This is a genomic window from Paenibacillus sp. UNC496MF, from assembly GCF_900113915.1.
GTDB lineage: Bacteria > Bacillota > Bacilli > Paenibacillales > Paenibacillaceae > Paenibacillus_Z > Paenibacillus_Z artemisiicola.
The window spans coordinates 17,242-34,278 of sequence record NZ_FORE01000010.1 but is presented as its reverse complement, the minus strand read 5'-3'; the positions used below and the strand labels follow the sequence as shown (position 1 = coordinate 34,278).

General features: G+C 62.5%; 14 protein-coding genes. 1 reads left to right on the top strand and 13 read right to left on the bottom strand.

The features are described 5' to 3' along the window. Positions 1-32: 32 nt before the first annotated feature. From BMZ79_RS18000 to BMZ79_RS17985, 4 genes are all read right to left on the bottom strand, one after another. Complete coding sequence (locus BMZ79_RS18000; RefSeq protein ID WP_090642229.1) at positions 33-1,922, bottom strand: ABC transporter ATP-binding protein; 1,890 nt, start codon at positions 1,920-1,922, stop codon at positions 33-35. Continuing rightward, positions 1,900-3,660: an ABC transporter ATP-binding protein gene (locus BMZ79_RS17995; RefSeq protein WP_090642227.1), complete on the bottom strand. Its 1,761-nt coding sequence runs from the start codon at positions 3,658-3,660 to the stop codon at positions 1,900-1,902. Before BMZ79_RS17995 ends, BMZ79_RS18000 begins: the two co-directional genes overlap by 23 nt. Before the next feature lie 469 nt (positions 3,661-4,129). Further along, the gene (locus tag BMZ79_RS17990; protein WP_090642226.1) at positions 4,130-5,098 is read right to left on the bottom strand and encodes an L-lactate dehydrogenase; all 969 of its coding nucleotides are present in this window, start codon (positions 5,096-5,098) and stop codon (positions 4,130-4,132) included. A gap of 383 nt (positions 5,099-5,481) precedes the next feature. Beyond that, the gene (locus BMZ79_RS17985; protein WP_090642224.1) at positions 5,482-5,853 is read right to left on the bottom strand and encodes a winged helix-turn-helix transcriptional regulator; all 372 of its coding nucleotides are present in this window, start codon (positions 5,851-5,853) and stop codon (positions 5,482-5,484) included. A gap of 126 nt (positions 5,854-5,979) precedes the next feature. On the opposite strand from BMZ79_RS17985, the gene BMZ79_RS17980 reads away from it, so the two are divergent. Beyond that, positions 5,980-6,495, top strand: coding sequence for a dihydrofolate reductase family protein (locus tag BMZ79_RS17980; RefSeq protein WP_090642223.1), 516 nt, complete (start codon positions 5,980-5,982; stop codon positions 6,493-6,495). A gap of 220 nt (positions 6,496-6,715) precedes the next feature. Here the strand turns inward: BMZ79_RS17980 and BMZ79_RS17975 are convergent, their stop codons facing one another. From BMZ79_RS17975 to BMZ79_RS17935, 9 genes are all read right to left on the bottom strand, one after another. Further along, the gene (locus tag BMZ79_RS17975) at positions 6,716-7,156 is read right to left on the bottom strand and encodes a hypothetical protein (protein ID WP_256252819.1); all 441 of its coding nucleotides are present in this window, start codon (positions 7,154-7,156) and stop codon (positions 6,716-6,718) included. A gap of 122 nt (positions 7,157-7,278) precedes the next feature. Continuing rightward, positions 7,279-7,710, bottom strand: coding sequence for a VOC family protein (locus tag BMZ79_RS17970; protein WP_090642681.1), 432 nt, complete (start codon positions 7,708-7,710; stop codon positions 7,279-7,281). 180 nt (positions 7,711-7,890) lie between these two features. Beyond that, positions 7,891-8,724, bottom strand: a complete 834-nt coding sequence (locus BMZ79_RS17965; RefSeq protein ID WP_143088988.1) for a DUF5666 domain-containing protein — start codon at positions 8,722-8,724, stop codon at positions 7,891-7,893. After that, a complete protein-coding gene (locus tag BMZ79_RS17960) occupies positions 8,705-9,202 on the bottom strand; it encodes an RNA polymerase sigma factor (RefSeq protein ID WP_090642218.1) in 498 nt (165 codons plus the stop codon). The genes BMZ79_RS17965 and BMZ79_RS17960 overlap by 20 nt, the downstream gene beginning before the upstream one ends. Positions 9,203-9,558: 356 nt before the next feature. Beyond that, a complete protein-coding gene (locus BMZ79_RS17955; RefSeq protein WP_143088987.1) occupies positions 9,559-11,001 on the bottom strand; it encodes a DEAD/DEAH box helicase in 1,443 nt (480 codons plus the stop codon). A 222-nt stretch (positions 11,002-11,223) separates the two neighbouring features. Continuing rightward, positions 11,224-12,744 carry an ABC transporter substrate-binding protein gene (locus tag BMZ79_RS17950; RefSeq protein ID WP_090642216.1) on the bottom strand — a complete coding sequence of 507 codons (1,521 nt, stop codon included), beginning with the start codon at positions 12,742-12,744 and terminating at the stop codon, positions 11,224-11,226. A 7-nt stretch (positions 12,745-12,751) separates the two neighbouring features. Then, positions 12,752-13,513 carry a response regulator transcription factor gene (locus tag BMZ79_RS17945; RefSeq protein ID WP_090642215.1) on the bottom strand — a complete coding sequence of 254 codons (762 nt, stop codon included), beginning with the start codon at positions 13,511-13,513 and terminating at the stop codon, positions 12,752-12,754. After that, positions 13,488-15,248: a sensor histidine kinase gene (locus tag BMZ79_RS17940; protein ID WP_090642213.1), complete on the bottom strand. Its 1,761-nt coding sequence runs from the start codon at positions 15,246-15,248 to the stop codon at positions 13,488-13,490. Before BMZ79_RS17940 ends, BMZ79_RS17945 begins: the two co-directional genes overlap by 26 nt. Before the next feature lie 173 nt (positions 15,249-15,421). Beyond that, positions 15,422-16,942, bottom strand: coding sequence for an ABC transporter substrate-binding protein (locus BMZ79_RS17935; protein WP_090642211.1), 1,521 nt, complete (start codon positions 16,940-16,942; stop codon positions 15,422-15,424). Between the last annotated feature and the right edge of the window lie 95 nt (positions 16,943-17,037).

Here is a 17,037-nt window from a genome sequence, read left to right as displayed (position 1 = left end):
ACGCAAAAAGAGGAGCGTCTCCGCCCCTCTCCCTACGTCGCCTCGCCCTGTCCGCCGTGCGCCTCCGTCTCCTGCGCGAACTGGCTCCGGTACAGCTCGGCGTACTGGCCCCCGCGGCGCAGCAGCTCGTCGTGCGTGCCCCGCTCGGCGACCTCGCCGCCGCGAATGAACAGGATATCGTCGGCCTCGCGGATGGTGCTCAGCCGGTGCGCGATCACGAAGCTCGTTCGCCCCTGCATGAGCGTCTTCATCGCCTCCTGGATCTGCAGCTCCGTCCGCGTGTCCACGCTGCTGGTCGCCTCGTCCAGGATGAGAATGGCGGGATCCGCCAGCACGGCGCGGGCGATGGTCAGCAGCTGCCGCTGGCCCTGGCTCAGGTTGCCGCCTTCGGCGCTGAGGCGCGTCTCGTAGCCGTGCGGCAGCTTGCGGATGAACGCGTCGGCGTTGGCCAGCCGGGCCGCCGCCTCCACCTCCCGGTCCGTCGCGTCCAGGCGGCCGTAGCGGATATTGTCCCGCACGGTGCCGGAGAAGACGTACGCGTCCTGCAGCACGAGCCCGATCCGCCTGCGCAGCGCCTGCTTGCCGAAGCGCCGGATGTCTTCGCCGTCGATGGCGATCCGGCCGGCCTGAATATCGTAGAACCGCGTCAGCAGGTTGATGATCGTCGTCTTCCCCGCGCCCGTCGGGCCGACCAGCGCGATCGTCTGGCCGGGCGAGGCGCGCAAGTTCAGGTCCTTCAGCACGGGCATGCCCGGCTTGTAGGCGAAATGCACGCCGTCGAACGCGACTTCGCCGCGAATGGGGCGATCGGCCGGCTCCGCGGACGCCTCTCCCGTCTCCGGCTCCTCGTCCAGCACCTCGAAGACGCGTTCGGCGCCGGCGATCGCGGACTGGAACAGGTTGTACTGGTTGGCCAGCTGATTGAGCGGCTGGCTGAACAGGTTGGCGTAGGCCAGGAAGCTGACGATGATCCCGACGGTGATCAGGCCGTGGTACGCGAAGATGCCGCCGAACGCCGCGATGACGACGAAGCTCAGGTTGCGCATCGCGTTCATGAGCGGCCCCATCGAGCCGGACAGGCTCTGGGCCTTCACGCCGACGGCCCGCAAGCGTTCGTTCATCTCGCGGAATTGCGCAAGCGACCGCTCCTCCCGGCCGAACGCCTTGACGACCTTCAGGCCCGAGATGCTCTCTTGCACGAAGCCGTTCACGTCCCCCAGATGCCGCTGCTGCTCCGAGAAGTACCGGCGGGTATACGACGTGATGCGCTTGGTCATGAACGCGACCAGCGGCACCGTCACCATCGTCACGAGCGTCATCCACCCGCTCAGCGTCAGCATCATGACGACGCTGCCCGCCAGCATGAGGACGGAGGCGATCAGCTGGACGACCGTCTGGTTGAGCGTGTTGGACACGTTCGAGATGTCGTTGGTGGCCCGGCTCATCAGCTCGCCGTGCGTCTTGTCGTCGAAGAACCGCACCGGCAGCCGCTGGTAGTGCCCGAACAGGTCCTTGCGCATGTCGCGCACCGTATGCTGCGACAGGCTGGAGGCCGCATACTGCTGCACCCAGGTGAACGCGGCGCCGAGCGCGTACACGCCCAGGAGCAGCAGCCCCATGCGCGCGAAGCCGTCCCCGCGGTGCGGCACGATATAATCGTCGATGAGCTTGCCCATCATGTACGGGCCCAGCAGCTGGAGCCCGGACGTCAGCACGGTGCAGACGACGACGGTCCAGAGCGCGCCGCGCTGCAGCCGGAGGTAGCGGCCGATTCGCCGCAGCGTGCCTTTGGCGTCCTTCGACCGGACCTTCGGCGCTGCCCCTTGATGCGGGCCGGGACCCTGCCGGAAGCCCATCTGGGCGAAATCCGCCGGGGCTTTGCCCGCGTTAGCCTGCGCATTAGCCTGATTGCTGTCCGACATACGGCTTCTCCTCCTCCCGCTTCCCGAATTGCGACCGGCAGATCGCCTGGTACACCCCGCAGCTCGCGAGCAGCTCTTCGTGCGTGCCGCAGCCGGCGATTTCGCCTTCCTCGAGCACGATGATCCGATGGGCGTCCTTCACGGACGCGATCCGCTGCGCGATCAGGAACGTCATCGCGTCCTGCCGGAGCGCCTGGAGCGCGAGGCGGAGCCGCCGCTCCGTGCCGAGATCGAGCGCGCTCGCGCTGTCGTCCAGGATCAGGATGGGCGGCTTCGCGAGCAGCGCCCGGGCGATCGAGAGCCGCTGCTTCTGCCCGCCGGAGAGGTTGACGCCCTTCTGGCCGAGCTTCGTCTCGTAGCCGTCCGGCAGCGCGGCGATGAAGTCGTGCGCCTGCGCGAGCGCCGCGGCCGCTTCGATGTCCGCCTGCGACGCGTCCGGCTTGCCGAACGCCAAATTGTCCCGAATCGTGCCGGTGAACAGGTACGCATCCTGAAAAATCATCCCCACGCGGCGCCGAAGCTCCGTCAGCGGAAGGTCGCGAATATCGCGGCCGTCGAGCAGGACGGCGCCCGCCGTCACGTCGTACAGCCGCGGGATCAGCTGAACGAGCGTGGACTTGCCCGAGCCCGTGGCCCCGATGATCGCGACGGTTTCCCCGCGGCGGGCTTCCAGGCTGATCCTCCGAAGCACCGGCACCTCCCCGGCCGGCCCCGCATAGGAGAAGACAACGTTGCGGAATTCCACGTGCTTGGCCGGGATCGGCGCTTCCGCGCCCTGCGGCCCGTCCGCGATCGACGGCCGCGCTTCCAGTACGTCGCGAATGCGCCGCGCGGAGACGTTCGCCTGCGAGACGTTCATCAGCAGGCCGCTGACCATGAGCAGGGACGCGAGCACCTGGCCGACGTAGTTCGCGAACGCCACGAGGTCCCCGACGCGAATCGCGCCGAGCCATACGCGGTTGCCCCCGTACAGCAGAATCGCCACCAGGCACGCGTTCATGATCAAGGACACGATCGGCGAATTGAGCGCGATGAGCCGCGCCGCCCGGACGGACGCCCGCGTATAATCCGCGTTGATGTCTCCGAACCGCTCCTGCTCGTAGTCGGACCGGACGAACGCCTTCACGACCCGAATGCCCGCCAGGTTCTCCTGGATGCTCGTATTGACGGCGTCCAGCTTCGCCTGCATGCTCGCGAACAGCGGCGACGAGAAGCGAATGAGCACGAAGATGACCGTAGCGAGGACGAGAAGCGTGCCGAGCAGGATCAACCCGAGCCGCAGATCCATGAGCAGCGCCATGATGACGCTGCCGATCAGCAGGCTCGGCGCGCGGACCAGGCCCTGCAGCGCGATCTGCAGCAGATTTTGCACCTGCACGACGTCGTTCGTGATCCGGGTGATGAGCGAGCCGGCCTTGAACGCGTCCACGTTCTCGAACGAGAAGGTTTGAATTTTGGCATAGAGCGCCTCCCGGATGTCGGCCCCGAAGTTTTGCGAGGCGCGGCTCGCGAAGAGGTTGCACCCGACGCCGGTGATCAGCGAAAGCAGCGTGACGAGCAGCATCACCAGCCCGGTGCGCTCGATGACGCCGAAGTCGCGGACGACGACGCCGAAATTGACGATATGCGCCGCCAGCCGGGGCTGCAGCAAATCGAAAAACACCTCGCCGAGCATGAACAGCGGCCCGAGCAGGACGAACTTCCAATACGGTTTGATATAGGCGCGAAGTCCCCACATGGCTAGCCCTTCTCCCCCTCCGTTGCGAATTGACGGTATATTGCCGATTCGGCGCGGCGTCCGGCACGCTTCCCCGCCGCGAGGCGCTGCTTCATGCGCATACGCTTCCCTCCCGACACAATTGAATACATTTGTATACACTATCACAACTGTATACAAATGTATGCACCCTGTCAATCGAAAATCATCGATTCATCGCAGCTTGATCGAAGCAGCGCGCTAACGCAAACCAAACGCAAACCGACTACCCTCCCTCTACTGCCGCTGCCGGCAGGGTTCCGCTAATGCATCGCGATGCAAAAAAGCCATCCCCGTCGGGGATGGCTCCTCGTATGGATCCGATGTGATTCCGGCAATGGGCATCGGCGACGACGGAGGCCGATTGCCTCGAATCGGCAGCGCGCTGCGCGCGGGCAGCCGCGCACGCTGCATTCGCCCGCTCTCGCTTAAGCCTCCAGGCTGCCGGCGGCTACGATTGCGCGATCGCGTCGAGGGCCAGCGCCTCCATCGCGCCGCGGATGACGCCGCACGACTCGGCGAAGCGGCGGCGCTCGCCCGCCGTCAGGTTCAGCTCGACGATCTCGGTCATGCCTTCGCGCGTCAGAATCGCCGGCACGCCGGCGCAGAGGCCGCTTTGGCCGTATTCGCCCTCCAGGTACGCGGACACCGCGACGATTCGGTGTTCGTTGTTCAAGATCGAACGGGCGATCGAGGCCAGCGCGCTGGCAATGCCGTAGGTCGTGGCCCCCTTCGCCTGCAGGATCTCCCACCCGGCGTTGCGCGTCTGCTGCGCGATTACATCCAGGTCCAACCGGTCGAACCGTTCGCCGTGTTGGGCGAGAATATCGCGGATCGGCTTGCCGCCGATCGTCACGTGCGACCAGGCGGGGAACTGCGAGTCGCCGTGTTCCCCGAGCACGTAGCCATTGATGCTGCGCGGGTCGACGGGCAGATGCTCGGCCAGCAGCGTCTTCAGCCGCGCGGAGTCGATCGACGTGCCGGTGCCGATGACCCGCGAGCGCGGGAAGCCTGACAGCTTCAGGACGATGCCGGTCACGACGTCGACGGGGTTCGCCGCCACGAGGAACACGCCCTCGAAGCCGGCGGCCACGATTTGGGGCACGATCTCGCGGCAGATCTCCAGGGAGCTCGCCGCCAGATCGAGACGGGTGCCGCCCGGGATCATGACGACGCCCGCGCTCAGAACGACGATATCGGCATCCCGGCAGTCTTCGTACGTCCCCGTGCCGACCTTCGTGCGGTTATGGGTAAAATCCATGCAGTGCGACAGGTCGAGCGCGTCGGCGCGAACCTTCTCGGCCGAACGGCCGATGAGCACGATTTCGTCGCAAATGGATTGGTTGACGAGCGCGTAGGCACAGCTGGCGCCGACGGCGCCGACGCCGACGATCGCCACTTTTCTTGTTTTGCTGGGCATTCCTATCCCTCTCCTCGCTATGATGTCGGCGTGCCTAATGATAGCTTTCATTACATATATGTGCATGGAACATCCCATATACCGAACATATAGCATTATAGCATGCCCGCCAGGAAAAATAACCTTCGTATAGGCGCAAATACTTGATTAGTCTCTCTTATTTGCTGGAAACTATGGCTCCCCATCCATGAAATCATAAAATCCTTCGAGCCGCTTAGACGGCGCGCGTTCTTTTGGACGCGGCGCCGCAGCTTAAAGCCGCAGGTCTGTGTCAACTTTATGGGATATTCATGACTCCGGTACCGATAACCAACGCAAAACGCTCCGGGATTCCCGTGTTCGGAAATCCCGGAGCGTCTATGTCGGGCAGCTTCTACCCGCGCTTACATCGCCGATTCTTCTTCTTCTGCTTCTTGATTAGTCCCGCCGGCCGTCTTCTCCAGCCCGGCGCCGAATTGCTGCGTCCAGGCCCACATGGCCTCGAAGATCGGCTGCAAGCCCTGCCCGCTCTCGGTCAGCTCGTACTCGACATGCAGCGGCACGCCGGGATAGATCGTACGGGTCACGAGCCCCTTCTCCTCCAAGAGCCGCAATCGGTCCGTCAGCGTCTTCGGGCTGATGGGATGCAGCTTGCGGCGCAGCTCCCCGAAACGCCGGGTGCCGTTGAAGAGCTCGAACAGGAGCAGCAGCATCCATTTGCCGTCCAGCATCGCCAGAATCGGTTCCACGTTGCCCGGACAGGATCGGTCCATCATCTCGGATTGCCCCCATACTTCATTTATTGAAACTATTGCACAAAAATGTAACTACTTTTCAAATGTACCACAGTTCCGCTAGGATGGAAACCGAAGGCGATCACGAATTCAAGGAGGCATTCTCTTATGAAAACTTTGTTATGGGCAACCCTGTCGGCCAACGGCAACTATGCGCAGTCCGGACCCGGCAACCCGCCGAAGCCGGAGGCGCTGGCGGACTTCGCGGCGCAGGCCGCCGCCGCGGGCAATTTCATCGTCGGGCGCCGGACGTTCGAAGCGATGCGCGGCAATGGCGGCGCCGGCGGACCGTTCGCCGCGCTCGACATCGTCGTCGTATCCCGGAACGCCGGGGAGCTGCCGGGGGCGACGGTCGTGCGGTCGCCGGAGGAAGCGCTGGCGTATTTGGCGGAACGCGGCCACCTGACGGCGCTGATCGGCGGCGGCGCGGAGATCCATAACGCGTTCCTCGGCGCGGGGCTCGCGGACGAAGCCGTCTTCAACGTGGCGCCCGTCCTGGAGGGAAAGGGACTCAACCTGCTCATCGATACGGAACATTACGCCTGCAAGCAAGTACGGCTGCTCGACTGCAAGCCGCTTGGCGGAGGCGTCGTGCAGCTGCGCTACGGGATCGAGCGCGAGTAGGCTAGGCGCCCGCTCCGAACGCCGGCACGAAGACGATCCGCTGCCCGGCGCCTGCCGGCGTCCTCCAGAAGCTTCCTGTCCGATGCGCGCATCTCCCGCCTCCGCCTTCCCGCCTGATGCAGGCGCCGGCAGGCATCCCGCGGCCGCCCGCGCGCCGCAAAAAAAAGCTGCCCGGACCCCGTCCGAGCAGCTTTTGCCCCGTTATCGCATGCGCGGCCGACTAGCGCGCGATCGTCGCCAGATCCGCGAGAAGCCAGCCGCGGCTCTCCGCGTCCGTCACCCGCTCCGTCAAGCGCGACGCTTCCGCCGCCGCGGCCTCCATCCGTTCCCGCTCCCCCAGCACGGCGTACGCCCGCGCCTGCGCCTCGTGCGCATACGCCATGTAGAACGGCGCCAGCTCCGCCTCGGCGGTCACCTTCAAACACTTCTCCGCGTACGCCAGCGCCTGCCCGCCCTGCCCGATCACGGCATACACGCGCGCCAGCTGCCAGTAGCCGATCGAAATATTCGTCGCCGTGTGCCCCTCGTCCTGGGACCAATGCCAGAACGAGGCGTGGCAGAGGTGCACCATCTCCTCGTCGTCGCGCTCCGAGCGGTCCTCCTTGCCCAGCAGGTCCCATACCTTGTTGAAGCACGAAGCCGCCCATTGTTTGTGTTCCATTCCGCCGCTCTCCCCCATGCGCATCGTTCGGTCCGCCTGCCCTCCGAGCGGGCTGCGGCATAAAATAAGCCTCCTGTTCGTCGCGATCAGGAGGCGTTTGGGTTTTCGTTTGCCAAGCGCGGTTATCCCGGCTGCTGTCCCGGCACGTTCACTTGGAACGTGAGGCCGAATTTGTCTTTCACGATGCCGTACATCGGGCTCCAATCCGTCTTCTGAATCGGCAGAATCACTTGTCCGCCGTCCGCCAGCGCTTCGAAAATTTCCTTCGCTCTCGTCTCTTCCGTCGGATGAATCGCGATTTGTACCGCGTCGGTCACCTGAAACGGCGCCTCGTCGAACGAATCGGAGAACATCAGATGCGATTCGCCGATCTGCAGATGTCCGTGCATGACGCGGTCCTTCATGTTGTCCGCGATCGGATACTCCGGGTTTGCCGGCATGTCGCCGAACGCCATGATGCCGATGACTTTCCCGCCAAGCGCTTTCTCGTAGAAATGGATCGCTTCCCTTGCGTTGCCGGCAAACATCAAATACGGGTTCAAACTGATGGACATCATTCAACAGCCCCTTCGGCATGAATTGGACAACCTCATTCATTATACACGAAGCCGCGCCGTTTCAACATGGACCTTCCGGGGTCCGGCGGCGTGCCGGAAGCGAAAAGGACGCCTCTCGAGGAGGCGCCCTGTCGGTCAATCCGCGTCGTTACGCCAATCGCCGGGGTTCGGCGATGCTTATTTTTGCGGAATCATGTTATTGTAAATGCGCGTCGCATGGACCTTGCCCGTGCCGACGTCCTCGGACGTGTAGCCGGACACGACGTTGCCGACTTTAAACTCCTTCTGCAGCAGCTCCTCGGACGGCGCCGCGGCCGTCGGGCCGTCGATGCCCATCGCCGTATCCGGCGTCACGGTGACCCACAGGTCGCCGACCTTGAAGCTCTTGCCGTCCGCGCTCACTTCGGTGATCGTGCCTTCGATGTTGACGGCCGCTTTGCCCGTCGTCGCCGGTTTCTCGGCCGCCAGGTTGGTGTAGATGACGTCCGCCGTCACCTTGCCGGTCGATACGTCCTGCGCGGTGTAGCCGGAGACGATGTTGCCGACCTTGATCTCCTTCGACGGCGCGACGGCCGTCGGTTCGCTGCTGCCCCATTTCGTGGCGTCCGTGACCGTGACCCACAGGTCGCCGACCTTGAAGCTCTTGCCGTCCGCGCCTACTTCGGAGATGACGCCGTCGATGTTCACGGCCACCTTGCCCATGATCGGCGCCTTCGTCGACGTGGATGCCGGCGGCGAGGAAGGCGTTGCCGGGCTATTGCCCTGGTTCATCGCGAAAATCCCGACCGACAGCACCGCGCACGCCGCGATGCCGACCGTCCAACCCGTTACTTTCCGTTTCATCGTTCTTTCCATGCGTATCCGCTCCTTCGGTTTGTTTGGTTGCAATATTGGTTCCGTCGTCCGCGCGGGCTGCTCCAGCTCGCGCTTCAGCTTCTGATAGGTCGCTGCTTTGAAATCCTCGCTCGTCTTCACGCGGTCCATCGCGGATTTATAGACAGATTTCTTCATCCTCCAAGCCTCCGATCTTCTTTCTCAACAACAGTCGTCCTCGCGCCAGCCAGGTTCCGACCGTTGCCGGCTTGGCCTGCATAATCGCCGCGATTTCTTGGATGGAATAGCCTTCGTAATAATGCAGGTGAATCGGGATGCGGTATTTCTTCTCGAGGGAGAGCACGGCCTGCAGGACCTCGTTCTCTTCCTTCGGGAGGTAGCTCAGGTCTTCGGGCACCGGATTGCGGTTTCGGAACCAGCCGGCCTTCAGCATGTTTTTGCTTTTGTTGATGGCGGTACGGATCAGCCACGCTTTCTCGTGTTCGTCGCTATCGAAGACGGGACGCTTCTGCAGATACGCGAGAAACACGTCCTGCGCCACTTCTTCCGCGTCCGCGATGTTCTTCAGGTAGGCGAACGCGATCTTGATCAGGCTTTGCGAATAGCGATCCAAGGCCCGCTGCACGGATTCATTGAGCTCGGATGAATCGTACACCTCAGCACCTCCTTTCACTTGTAATACAATCGAGCGCGCCGCTTTTTTTCACGCCGCAAAAAAAAATTTAAATATTTCGCTTTTCTACGCTCGTTCATGGCTGTAGACGTAGCGCCTCGCGTAAATGACTGCAGCGGGGGGAGATGTAAAATCGACCAGCCTCCGCGTTCTATCGTTCCCATGCTTCTTATCGCCCAACAAAAAAAGCGCCAAGAACGGGAATGTTCTTGACGCTTTGCTTGGTTAATAGCTTATGCGGTTGTTCGGCTTGTCCTTCTACACAGGGGATGAAGCCTGCCGCGGCCCGCGGAGGCGGCTCGGGCCGCCGCCAGCGAGGTCCGGGCGCGGGCGCCCGCTTACTTGCCGGCGTTGGACCGCCGTCTGCGGTGGCGTCCGCCGCCGGAGCCGCCCGCGCCGCCTTCCTTCGCGGCCGCGGTCTCGCCGCGTCCGGCTTGCGCGTTCCGGCCGCCCTGCGCGTTCTGGCCGCCCTGCGCGTTCTGGCCGCCTTGGCCTCGGCCGCCGGCTTGGTTGCCGCCGCCGCGCCCGGAGCCGCCGCCCTGGCCGCGTCCGGCGCCGTTGCCGCCCCCGGACTGCGCGCCGCCGCGAGCCGCGCCGCCGCCGCCCCTGCCCGCTCCGACCGCCGCCGGTTCCGGCTCCGTCATCGTCATCGGATACGGATGGTTCTCGATCACCGGAATCTTCTTCTTGATCAGCTTCTCGATGTCCTTCAGGTACGGGATTTCCTCGAACTCGCAGAACGAGATCGCGATCCCGCTGAGGCCCGCCCGGGCGGTGCGGCCGATCCGGTGCACGTACGTCTCCGGAATGTTCGGCAGGTTGAAATTGACGACATGCGACAGCTCCTCGATGTCGATGCCGCGCGCCGCGATGTCCGTCGCCACGAGCAGGCGGGTCGCGCCGCTCTTGAAGTTGTTCAGCGCCGACTGGCGGGCGTTCTGCGACTTGTCGCCGTGAATCGCCTGCGCGGTGATGTTCGCCTTCACGAGGCCCCGCACCACCCGGTCCGCGCCGTGTTTCGTCCGCGTGAACACGAGCGCGCTCGCGATCGACTTATCCTGCATGATGTCGATCAGGAGCTGCAGCTTGTTCGGCTTATCCACGTAGTAGAGCGATTGCTCGATCCGCTCCGCCGTCGAAGAGACCGGCGTGATCTCGACCTTCACCGGGTTCGTGAGCAGCGAGTTCACGAGCGACGTGATCTCGTCCGGCATCGTCGCGGAGAAGAACAGCGTCTGGCGCTTCGCGGGCAGCTTCGCGATAATGCGCTTCATATCGTGGATGAAGCCCATGTCGAGCATCCGGTCCGCTTCGTCCAGCACGAGGATCTCCACGTGCCGCAAGTCCGCGAAGCCTTGATTCATCAGATCGATCAGCCGGCCCGGCGTCGCGATCAGAATATCCATGCCTTGCGCCAAGGAGTTCTCCTGCGCCTTCTGCGAGACGCCGCCCACGATGACGTCGCTGCGCAAATTCATAAAGCGTCCGTACGCCTTGCAATTATCGGCAATCTGAATCGCCAGCTCGCGCGTCGGCGTTAGAATGAGCGTGCGGATGACGCGCTTGCCGCCCTGGCGGCCCTGCTTCGCGTTCAGCAGCTGGAGGATCGGCAGCAGGAATGCCGCCGTCTTGCCCGTCCCCGTCTGGGCGCAGCCGAACAGGTCGCGTCCGGCCAGCACCGGCGGAATCGCCTGCTCTTGAATCGGCGTCGGCTGCGCGTAATTTTCTTTGGCCAATGCCTTCAGAATCGGGGGAATCAACTTCAATTGTTCGAATGTCATAAAGCTCTCCTTCTTCAAGCCTTCCGTCCATGCGGAGACTTCCTCCTTGCATTATACACCAAAATCGAGGAAGGAGTCGGCGGCTCGCCGCGTCCGGCCCGCTTTTCGTCCAGGAATGGCACCCCGATCTGCCGCATGGCATCCCGAATGAACGCCGATTCCGGCCCCGCGCAGCCGGACGCGAACCGAACCGCATCCGCCCGGATACGTTCGCCCTGCCGCCTATTGATGCGCCGCCCGCCAGGCGTCCAGCTGCCGCTGCACCTCGGTCCGCACCTCGTCGATGCCCGCCTGGCGGAGCTCCTGATTGAACTTCGGCAGCACCGCATCCACGTCCACGCTGCCCGTCATCAGACTCGGAAAATATTTCTCCCACACCATCTGAATGTTCTGCACCTGGATCGGCATCCGGGAGAGGTCCGGCGTAAAGCCCAGCGTGCTCGACTCGACCGCCTCCTTGTTGGCGGCGCGGAATTGATCCCACTTGTCGAGCGGATCGGGGTATTCCCCGCCCATCGTCTTCAGGATGAACCAGTTGCCCTGCGTATACTGCACGCCCGCGTAGTTCGGCTGCGCGTCCGGGATCGGATGGCCGTTCTCGTCCTTGGGCGGAATCGGCACCACCTGGCCCTTGCCGTCCAGCGTGTAATGCACGCCTTCGATGCCGAAGTTGAACAGGTTGCGCACTTCGGGATCCGTGTTCAGCAGATTGAGGAACTTGACGGCCTCCACGGGATGCTTCGTATCCGCGCTGACGACCATGACCCCGCCCCGCGTGGACTCCGTCGTAATGAGCGCCGGGGTGACGGGATACGCCACCAGCTTGTAGCCGCGGTCCTTGCTCCAGCTGTTCTCCGACAGCGGCCCGCCGCCCGCGGCCTTCCAGAAGACCGGCGTGCCCCGCTGCAGCCCTTGGTTCTCGCGCATGGCCGCGTCTTCGTTGATGTAGCCCGCCACGTAGTAAAGCCGGAGCAGGTCCAGCACCTTGCGGGCTTCCGGGGTCTCGAAGATATTGACGACCGACGCCTTGGGATCCAGCACGCGAATCATGAGCGGGAGCGTCTTCTCCGCCACGTACTGGTAGCCGTCCAGGGCGAAGAAATTTTGCGAGTCCTTGTCGAGCTCCATCGGCTGGTAGGCCGGCTCCTTCTCCTTGATCATCCGGAGCAGCGGCTCGAGGGACGCCAGCGTCGTGTACTTGGAGATGTCGATGCCGTACTTCTTCACGAGCGCCTCCGGGTACATCCACTGATCCCGCACGGCGAGCTCCTTGTTGGTCGGCACGCCGTAGATGCCGCCGTCATCCATGCGCACGCCTTCCCAGAACACCGGGTCGATCGCGTCGTACATCTCCTTCCCCGCCGTGGGCAGGTAGTCGTTCAGCTTCAGCCACGCGCCGCGCTGCGCGTAGGTCGAATACTCCGGCGCGAACGCGATGTCGAACGGCGTGCCCGCCGACACGAGGGTGTTCAGCCGGTCTTCGTATTCCTGCCAGCCCACCTTGATGTACGTGACCGTCACGCCGATCTTCTTGGCCAGCACCTCGTTGATCTTGTCGTTGACCTGCTTGAGGTCCTTGTCGGGATCCCCGATCGTATAGTAGATCAAATTCACCGCGTGGCCGGACGCCGCGGGACTCTCCCCCTCGCCGGGCGAGGAGAAGCAGCCGGCAAGCGGCAGCATCAGGACGAGCGCGAAGGCCGCGGCGAGACGTCGCAGGTGCAGGTTCCGTGGAAGTCGCATGGGCGCGTTAATCCTTTCTCCGCATATCCGAAGGCGATTTGCCGAAATAGGAATGGAAATGCGAATAGAAATAGTTCAGGTTCGGATAGCCGACGGACAGCGCGACGGACATGATTTTTTCGTCCGTGGATTGGATGCGTTCCCGGGCGCGCAGCATTCGGTAGGCCATCAGGTATTCCGAGAACTTCTTGTTCGTTTCTTTGAGGAAAAGCTGCCCCAAGTACGTGCCGTTCATGCGGAACCGTTCCGCGACGGATTTCAAGCTCAGGTTCTGGGCATACTCCGCCTTGACGATCAGCAGGATGCGGTTGGTCAGCTTGGACAGGCTGTCGTAGCGCACGCCGAGCACGGGGTCCGTGTCCACGTCGTCCCGCTCCGCGCCCTCCACCGTGCCGTTCAGATCCTCGACGATGATCTTCTCGACCAGCTGCTGCAGCTTCGAGCGGTCGACGGGCTTGAGCAGATAATCCTTGGCCCCGCAGCGGATCGCCTCCAGCGCGTACTGGAACTCGCCGTAGCCGCTCATGATGATGTATTTCGAAGGCAGGCGCAGCTCGTTCAGCTTGTGGATCGCGTCATAGCCGCGCTGCTTGCCGATGCACACGTCGAAGATCGCGAGGTCCGGCAGCAGTTCCACCGCCTTCGAGATCGCGCCCTCGTAGGTCTCGCTCGTCTCGATCTGGCCGAAGCCGTACTTGGCCCAGTCCAGCGTCCGCTTCATGCCCTCCAATATTTGCGGCTCGTCATCCACGATCAGCAGCTTGTACATCTCTAATCGCCTCCTTGGTTAGGATTACGGCTATCCGAACGCCCGCTTCTTCGTTGTTGTCGATGGTCATGGAGAAGCCCGGCCCGTAGAAGAAGCGAAGCCTTGTATACACGTTGCGCAGCCCGATGCTGTCCCCCGGGGCGTCGTCGCCGCTCGTCAGCTTGTTCCGAATCTCGGTCAAGCGCGCGTCGGAGATCCGGCTGCCGTTGTCCACGACCTCCAGCACGAAGCGATCCTCTTCCTCCCAGCCGTTCACGAGCAGCAGGTTGAACTCGCTCCCCGGGTTGAAGCCGTGCACGAAGAAGTTCTCCGCGAGCGGCTGCAGCCAGAACTTCACGGTGGGCAGCGCGAACAGCGTTTGTTCCACGTGGAACTGATAATAGAACCGGTCGGGATATTTGAACTCCATGATCTTCAAGTACTTCTGAAGCAAGTCCAGCTCGCTGCCGAGCGAAATCATGTTGTCGTTCTTCACGATGTCGCGGTACAGCGCGCCTAAGGTGGCGATGGCGTCGGAGGTGTAGTCGGCGCTGTTCACCAGCGCGGAGGAACGGATCACCTCGAGCGTATTATACAGAAAATGCGGATTGATCTGATGCTGAAGCGCTTTCATCTCGGTCTCTTGCTGCTTTAGTTTGAGCAAATAATTGGTGCGGATATGCCGGTCGAGCTGATGGATCATATCGTCCAGCTCCCGCGCGATCATGCCGTATTCGTTGCGCCGGTAACGCGCCGGGCTGACCGGCGTGAAGTCCGCCGTCTTCGCGCGCCCGATGGAGGAGATGATCCGACGCAGGAAGTTCGCGTCCTCGCGCAGGTTGTACACGATGAGCAGCAGGACGCAGATCATCGCCGCCAGCACGACGAGGAACACGATGAGCAGCACGTTCGCCTTCTGCCGGATCAGCGCGGCCAGGTCCACGATGCTGACGAACCGGTAATCGAACTCGTTGGAGTGGTACGCGACGAAGTACGCGCGGTCGATCCAGCCCGTCGACAGGAAGCCGTGCGTCCGTCCGTCCGCGACGGCCCGGCGAATGAGCGCCTTCGTCTCGCTGCCGCTGCCGGCGATCAGGTACACGTCGCCGGACGCGCTGACCGCGCCCGCTTGATCCAGACGGTAGTTCTGCGCCGCCTTGAATATCCGGTCGCTGCTGACCAGGAACCGGAATTCCCCCAGCTGGCGGGAGATTTGATTCGGATCGGAAAACTTTTTATGGTACATGAAGCCTTTTTGGATCGTCTCCGCGAACATGCCGTCCGTGTTGGGCAGGCGGAATTGAAAGCTCGTGTTGCCGTTGCTGTCGAAGCTCACCACGTTGCCCTCGCGCTCGGTATGCAGGCTGATCTGCGTGATGTCGCCCTTGCCGCCGTTGCTTAGGAACGCTTTCATATCGTCGGGGAAGGACACGAGCGGCCGATTGTAATGGCTGCCCTCCAGCCTGCTCGTCAGGTATCCTTCCGCGCTATGGCCCAAGAAGCTGCGGATGTCGGACACCAGCCCGCTGTTGGAATAGACCCGCTGCATGAACGCCTCGACGCGGTCGGAGTCGTACTGCAGGCCGCTTTCCACCCGCGTATACGCACCTGCGGCTTCGTTGCGGGCATTGCCGACCCACTGATCCAGCAGGATCGCGCAGGTGAGCGCGCCGAGCGTCAGGCCGATGAAGACCACGAATACCGCATATGCAATGAATTTGCCGCGATAGATCTTGATTTGCAGAAATGAACGCATGCGGCGTCTCCTTTGCAATAAGCTATTGTCGCACCCCGCTTTTTTTAACCATATTACTTCATCTTACCCTAGTGCAATCCCGTAATTTGTGGCAAAAACCCGAACGGCCGCTTGCCGTTCGGGTTTTCCGGGTGTCGATTTGCGCGCTTGGCTTACGATTTTCCGCGCTTGGCTTATTTGAAGTACGCGTCGATTTGCTCTTGGGCGGCCTTCGCGACCGTATCCATGCCGGCGGCTTTCAGCTCGGAGACGATCTTCGGAATGACTTTCTCCGGATCGGATGCGCCCGTCAGCAGTTCGTATTTGTATTTGTCCCATACCGCTTTGGTGTTGGCCACTTCGGTACCCAGCTTGCTGATGTCCAGCGCGAAGCCGAGGGTCGAGGAGGACGTGGCTTGCTCGTTCAGCTTCTTCACTTGATCCCATTGATCGACGGGCGCGCCTTTCGTGACGGCCAGGTCGAAGAACGTGCCTTGCGTGTAGGCGGCCAGCGGCCACGTGTCGGTCGTGCGCTCGACGACTTTCTCGCCGTCCACGTTGTTGTAGTCGACGCCCGGCTCGCCGAAGGCCAGCATGTTGCGCAGCTTCGGATCGGTGTTGACCAATTGCAGGTATTTCAGCGCTTCGCTCTTATACTTCGAAGTCGCCGAGATCGCGTTCAAGGAACCTTGGATGGTGCTCGTCGTGTAGATCGGGCCGAAGTTTTGGAACATGTCGTACTTCGCTACGCCTTCGTTGATCTGCCACGTCGTTTCCGCGCCAGGGAACGCTTGGGCCGCGAAGAACGCAGGTCCTTTGTCCGCTTCGGTCTTGGTCGGCGCGTCCGGGTTGACGATGCCGTCCTGGTACCACTTATGCAGCAGCTTCAGGCCGTCCATGACGTCCGGCTGTTCCAGCACGGATACGACTTTGCGGGACGCGTCGTCGGCTTTCACGCCGATCGGCGGCAGGCCGAGGGTCATGTCGTCGTAGCTGTTGAAGAAGCCGTTGAATCCGCCTTGCGTCATCGGCAGCGGGTAGAAGCTCTTGCCTTCGCCGGCCTTCATGTCGTGGAACGGCTTGTCGAGATCCTGCAGCGTCTTGATGTTCGCCGTATCGATGCCGTATTTCTGCACGTATTTGTCGTCGAACACCCAGTATTGCGTAAGCGAGGAGTCCTTATACGTCGGCACGGAATAGATTTTCCCGCCGATCTTCGTGCCGTCCCATACCTTCTGCGGAATGAGGTTGTACAGGTCCGGCGTTTCCTTCTGAACGAGGTCCGTCAGGTCGGCGAACGCGCCCATGTTCACTTGCTGGCTGTATTTGCTGTTATTCGTAAACATGATGTCGAAAGGTTCGCCGGTGTTGACGACCGTGTTGATCTTCGTGTCCCAATCGCCCCAGCTTGCCACTTTGATGTCGATTTTCACGCCGATTTTCTCGGCCGTGTACTCGTTCATCGCGGCGATGGCTTTGTCGAAGTTGGCCGGCATTTGACCGCCGATCGTCCACCAGACCAGCGTCGGGATGTCGCCCGATGCCGGCTTGTTCGCGTTCGTATCCGCGTTAGCCGACGTATTGGCAGGCGTGTTCGCGTTAGCCGGCGCGTTGTTGCCCGTCTCCGAGTCGGCGTTCGAGCCGCAGCCCGCGAGCGCGGTCGTCAAGAGCGCCGCGGCGCCGACGGCCAGCAATTTTTTCTTTGTCTGTTTCATATCCGTTTTTCCTCCCTTTGATCGTGCTTCCTGGAATCGTGCTTGCTTTAAATCGTGCTGCGGATGCTTCGGCTTGCTTCCCGCCGTCGGCAAGC